This window comes from Trebonia sp. (assembly GCF_030042015.1).
In the GTDB taxonomy this organism is placed as follows: Bacteria; Actinomycetota; Actinomycetes; order Streptosporangiales; family Streptosporangiaceae; genus Trebonia.
In genome coordinates this window covers 1-5283 of sequence record NZ_JASIAL010000096.1, presented here as the reverse complement: position 1 = coordinate 5283, position 5283 = coordinate 1, and the positions used below count along the sequence as shown (strand labels likewise).

6 protein-coding genes are annotated in these 5283 nt (G+C 70.3%); 2 read left to right on the top strand and 4 right to left on the bottom strand.

Annotation, left to right across the window (positions count from 1 at the left end; translation table 11 throughout):
* Both Q1N79_RS04905 and Q1N79_RS04900 read right to left on the bottom strand, forming a co-directional pair.
* The coding region (locus Q1N79_RS04905; protein ID WP_300605013.1) for a hypothetical protein at positions 1-673 on the bottom strand (673 nt) is incomplete at its 3' end.
* 122 nt (positions 674-795) lie between these two features.
* Positions 796-1806, bottom strand: coding sequence for an alpha/beta fold hydrolase (locus tag Q1N79_RS04900; RefSeq protein WP_300605011.1), 1011 nt, complete (start codon positions 1804-1806; stop codon positions 796-798).
* A gap of 784 nt (positions 1807-2590) precedes the next feature.
* Between Q1N79_RS04900 and Q1N79_RS04895 the strand changes: the two genes are divergently transcribed.
* Complete coding sequence (locus Q1N79_RS04895; RefSeq protein WP_300605009.1) at positions 2591-2839, top strand: hypothetical protein; 249 nt, start codon at positions 2591-2593, stop codon at positions 2837-2839.
* Between the two features lie 495 nt (positions 2840-3334).
* Here the strand turns inward: Q1N79_RS04895 and Q1N79_RS04890 are convergent, their stop codons facing one another.
* Positions 3335-3775, bottom strand: a complete 441-nt coding sequence (locus Q1N79_RS04890) for a site-specific integrase (RefSeq protein WP_300605007.1) — start codon at positions 3773-3775, stop codon at positions 3335-3337.
* Positions 3776-4137: 362 nt separating this feature from the next.
* Entirely contained in the window at positions 4138-4482 is a 345-nt protein-coding gene (locus Q1N79_RS04885) for a hypothetical protein (protein WP_300605005.1), read from the bottom strand.
* 439 nt (positions 4483-4921) lie between these two features.
* Here Q1N79_RS04885 and Q1N79_RS04880 point away from each other — a divergent pair, with 439 nt between their 5' ends.
* The gene (locus Q1N79_RS04880) at positions 4922-5104 is read left to right on the top strand and encodes a hypothetical protein (protein WP_300605003.1); all 183 of its coding nucleotides are present in this window, start codon (positions 4922-4924) and stop codon (positions 5102-5104) included.
* Positions 5105-5283 lie beyond the last annotated feature (179 nt).

Genomic DNA, 5283 nt, shown 5'->3' with positions numbered 1-5283 from the left:
GCCAGGCGATCACCAGGCACTGGCCGCCGGGCGCGGGCAGCACCGCCAGGCTGGCCGTCATCCGGCCGAGCAGGATCGCGGTGTCCTGGGCCAGGCCGGCGGCCTCAGCCGCGGCGATCCCGCTGGGACAATCCAGCGCCGCCCAGACCACCTCCGGCCGGACCCTCCCGCCGACGCCGGTGACCGAGGGATCCGGTGTCCACGGCGCCGCCCACAACGGCCTGCCGGTCACCGGCCCGGGGAAGATCCGCAGCCCGTCCCCCGGCTGGCGGCCCGTCCCGCAGACAAAGCAGGCAGGGAAGACCGGATCGGCGTAGTAGCGCGCGCGGCCCGCCGCCCTGCAAGCTTCCGCCATCGAGACCGGGCCCGGCATCTGCGGCGCCGGGCCGCCCGGCGAGGAGGCCGCCTCGGCGATCAGGGTCCCGCCGTGGCGAAGGCGGACCGAGCTGTCACCGCCCCGCTCCACAGTCATGGGCGTGGCCAGCGGAGCCGGCCGGCGCAGCGTGACTGTCACCTGGCCATCAAGGTAGGCGGCGATACGTCCGCAGACGTAGCCGCCGTTGCCGGCGCCCGGCGGGCCGCAAAAGCGGGACGGGATAGTCAGCGCGAGAGCGGCGGTCGGCTGCGGGCGCCCGGCCGCCGCAGGGCGGGCCGGCCCGGTGGCATGTGTCATACCTCGACGCTAGGACCGTCCGGCCTGGGGCGGCTATCGGGTGAACTACCGGCACTTCCCCCGTTTCCCCCGGCCGGGGGCGGCCGTCCCCCGTGAATGCGCCCGGTGAACTACCGAGCCGCTCAGGGGCGCAGCCGGTGCTCGGTCACCCACGCCGCGATCTGGGCCCGCGAGCGCACCTGCAGCTTGCGCCGGATGTTCTCCACATGCGCCTCGGCGGTCCGCGGCGCGACCGACAGCCGCCGGGCGATGGCCTGGTTGGTCAGCCCCTCGGCGACCAGCCCGGCCACCTCCAGCTCACGGCCGGTCAGCCGCGGCCCCGCGCTCGCGTGCTCGCGCAAGAAGCCGAGCAGCGCGTCCAGGACCGCCGGCCAGTCGCCGTGGTAGAACAGGTGGCTCGAACCCGGCAGCGGGATCAGCGTCGCCCCCGGGATCAGCGCGGCGACCTCCCGGCCCAGCTCGAACCTGGTGCCCTTGTCCGCCTCACGGTGCAGCACCGCCGTGCGCGCCCGGATCGCCGGAAGCAGAGCCCTGATGTCGGTGTGGTAGTAGACCTCCAGCATCTCCGCCGCCACGGCGGCCGAGGCGCTGGCCCGCTGGAACCGGGTGAATGCCTCCAGCTCCCCGGCGGCGGGATCGGTGACAAAGGCCCCGGCCAGCGCTTTCAGCCCCAGGCCCCAGTGGGCCCGCACCAGCGCCACCACCGAGTCCCGGACCTCAGCCGGCGCCAGGTCGCCGCCGCTGGCGCACATCCCGTACAGCACCAGCGCCTCCACCCGGTCCGGGTACCGTGCCGCGATCGCGGCGGCCAGCTGGCCGCCCTGCGAGGCCCCGAACAGGGCGAAACGGCCGGCGCCCACCGCGTCGGCCACCGCCAGCGCCGCGGACACCTGCCCGTCGAACGACAGATCGATCCCGTCCCGGTCCGACAGGCCACACCCGGGCTTGTCATAGCGGATCACGGTGAACCGCTCCGCCAGCCGCCCGACGAACTCGCCAAACGACCACAGCTCCAGCTGCCCGCGCAGATGAGAAACCCAGCCCGAGTCGAACAACAGCGGCGGCCCAGCGCCCGACGCCGAGTACGCAACACGCCCCGCAGGCGTGACGCAGTACATGATCCTCGGCCTCACCGGTCCAGGGTGACACCCCCAGCAGGCACAGTAAAGCAGCGGCAAACCACCGTCACCACCATGACGATCTGAGACGTTGCAGCAGCCAATCGCCCGGTGCACCGGCCAGCAACCGCCCGAACACCCAGTTCAGCGCGGCACCGCCCGGCACCGTTACCGAGCCAAGCACCATACCTATCGGCGGCTATTGCCCCCCCTGGCGGTTCTGCGCGGTCACAGCCACTGAGGGCAATGGGCTGCGCGCGGCACATGCCCGGACCCGTCTCTATCCGCTTGGCCGCATGCCAGGTCAACAGGCGGTCGGCCATAGCGTCGCTGCCATACCAGACAGAGTAGAGCCGGAAGCGATCTTCGATCTCGTGCCAGAGGTAGTCGCCGAGGCTCGCCGGCTGTCGCCACGAGCGAGAGTTGTTGTTAGCGGCGCCAGCGGGGCAGAAATGCTCATCGAGCGGGTAACAAAGCTCCGGGTCGCTGCGCCGTCCGGGTCTAGTGGTTCAGCAGGTACCGCAGTTCCTGCTTCAGGTTGGCCAGCCGCTCCGGCTTCTGGCAGTCACCCGCTATCGGATCATCGCGCGTACGCTGGTGACATGAGCGAGCCCGCGTCCGACCCGCCGGAACTCGACGCCCAGGATGCACTGCGCGGGGTAGTGAACCAGCTCACCACCACGGCCAGCGCATACCCGTAATCATCCCGGGGTCAGTCATCGAGGCGCTGCGAGATTTTGCCGCGCTACTTGAGGGCGCGCGGGAGAAGGGATACCTGGACCGCCTGCTGCCGATTGGGATGCCGTGGATCGAGCCCCTGTCAGCGGATGACCGGGAGCAGTTCGCCTCTGACTTGGCGCAGGCCGCCTCCGCCGGCGACCAGGCACCCGAGCAACTCGCCGCAGTACTCAGGGAATGGCATGAGACAGCGGAGATCCTCGCCGACTCGGAGGCGATGGCAGAACTGGCCGAGTCCGCTGACGCAGCCGCCCGCGGGGATGTGATCCGCGGCCGTGATGCGGTCCGCGCGCTGCGGCCCCGACGGTGAGCACGTCCGGGCGCGAAGAGCCGTACGAGCTTGTGGTTCCCGGCCCGGTCAGCCGGGCGATCCGTGAGGAGCTGCCCGAGGCTGTGGCGTGGGCTGTGATCGAGTTCGTCAACGGGCCGCTGGTCGACAACCCGCACCGTGTCGACGCCGAGCTGCGTGGTCACCTGCGGGGCATCCACTCGGCGCACCTGGCGACTTTCCGCATCCAGTATGTGATCGATGACGAGAAGCGGACGGTGACGCTGCGGCGGGTCAATGCCCGCAGCGACGTCTACGGACTCCGTCCGTCCACAGTGAGGAACAGCGGTCCTTCGGTGCGCTCGCCGGTCGCCAGATCAATGGCGCGGGCGGTCCGCGGCGCGAGGGGAATGGTGACCACCTTGCCGCCTTTGCGGGTGGTGACCAGGGTGCGGTGGCCTCGTTCCAGACCAAGGTGCTCGATGCCGGCACCGGTGGCCTCGGATACTCGTAGCCCGTTGAGGGCGAGCAGGGAGATCAGCGCATGTTCGGCGGGCGGGCCGAGCCCGGCGGCGACCAGGATCGCGCCGAGCTCGTTGCGGTGCAGGGCCGTGGCGTGCGACTCGTAGTCCAGCCGGGGCCGGCGGACGTGCGCGGCCAGGGGTGCTCGAGGAGTTCTTCTTCGACGGCGTACTTGTAGAACCCGGCGATGGTGCATATCCGCCGAGTGACTGTGGCGCGGGCGCGGCCTTTGGCCTCTAGGTCGCGGGCGAAGGTCTCGATGTCGGCGCGCCGGACCGGGAACAGGGACAGCGACCGGATGCGGCACCAGGCGGTGAACTGGCGCAGGTCCAGGGTGTAGGCCTCGCGGGTCAGGCCGCGGTAGCCGGCCAGGAACCCGGCGAGCGCGAGCCGCCCGGAGCCGGTGAAGACCGGCTGGATGGTGACGAGGGCGGTAGAGGGGATCGTGGCGGTCATTGGGGGCACCTCCTGCAACAGCCGGGACCCGCGAGACTGGGCCGTCGCAGGTCCCAGCGATGAACGACGTCCGCAACGTACGTCGGCTCCCGAACACGAGCTACGCCACGATCCGTAGAAGAAGGCGGCCATCAACCAGGAGAGCAAGCTTGTTGATCGCAAATCGCTGTTGCTGTGTGGCGCAGAACCGTCAGTTCTGGCGTTGCTTGCTGCCAGGATTGCCGTGGTTCACAGGTCGGCGAAGGCGGTGCGCCGCGATGTCGCGGCCTGGGTAGGTCCGGTGACGGTGGACCGACCGGGCGCCTCGGGCGCGTCTGCGCCAGGGCTCCTCCCGGGGAGCGGTTCCTGGTAGGGATGACCGCCTATCTTGGCAAGTCCGGACCGCTGATAGTGAGTTCGATCAGCGTGCGGGTGAGCCATTCCTGGCACCGGTCGTAGCTCCACCCGTGCCGATCGTGCAGTAGCGCGTAGCTGTCGACCCAGGTGAGGACCGAGATCACGGCCGCCGCGTCGTCCTGAGTGGTGCCAGGCCGGAGGGCGCCGAGGTGTGCGATCCGGGCGGCAAGGTTCGCGGTGCCGGTCCGGTGCAGCTCGAAGCCGTCTTCGTAGACGGCCGCGGCCTCGGCCTCGACAGCGGTCGCGGAGCGCATGACGGCGAGGACGTCATGATTGCGCTCGTTCAGCTGCCGGGTTATCTGGACGCCCAAGGCGATCACGTCGCCGGGTTCGGTGGCGTTGTAAGCGAGCGCCGCCAGCCCCGTGCCGGGCGTCCGGTGAAATCTTCAGGGTCCAATCGCGCAGCTCAGGGTCTGTCGCTGGTCCAGTCAGTGCTCCCAATTCTGGCACGGGACACCCGGTCTGTGAGAAGTCGGTGAGAGATCGCCGCTGCTTGCCGTCGCCGGGCTCGATCTTGGACCGTCTAGTCCGTTTCCCGCCAGCATTGTTCCTGGCAGCCAGGCAGGCTAGCGGCGGTAAAGGGTACGGCTTGATGGCTGAGAAGCCGCGGATGCGGGGCTCACGAGCTGGCGGCTGTCCTCGTCTCCCCTGGCGCCGGGCCGATGAGCTGAGGGTGGGAGGCGCGATGGCAACGATGGCGATTGGCGGGGCTGCCCGGGCGGTTGCTTGTTCTGCGCTCCGGTGCTCGCGGTGGTAGCTGACCTGAACCGGGCACAGCGGCGGGCAACAGTGCTGTCCCTGGCGTGTGACCGGTATCTGGATCGTTCTGGCCAGCCGCCGCAGACCTTCGGCGAGTTCCTGGCCCGGACCGCCGGGCCGCTGCTGCACGAGCCGTCGGCAGCAACTCGCCGCGCCGGGCAAATGATCGGCTGAGCCGCCGCAGGAAAGGAAGGCGTCTATCTCATGACCGCCTCGGCCTGGCCGTCACCCCGGGTGCTGGCGCAGTACGCGGCGCTGGCGCTTTCCTGGGGAGCCAGCTTCTTCTTCATCAAGGTCGCCCTGCATGGCCTGTCACCGGCCGAGGTCGTGCTGGGCCGCCTGGGCGCCGGGGC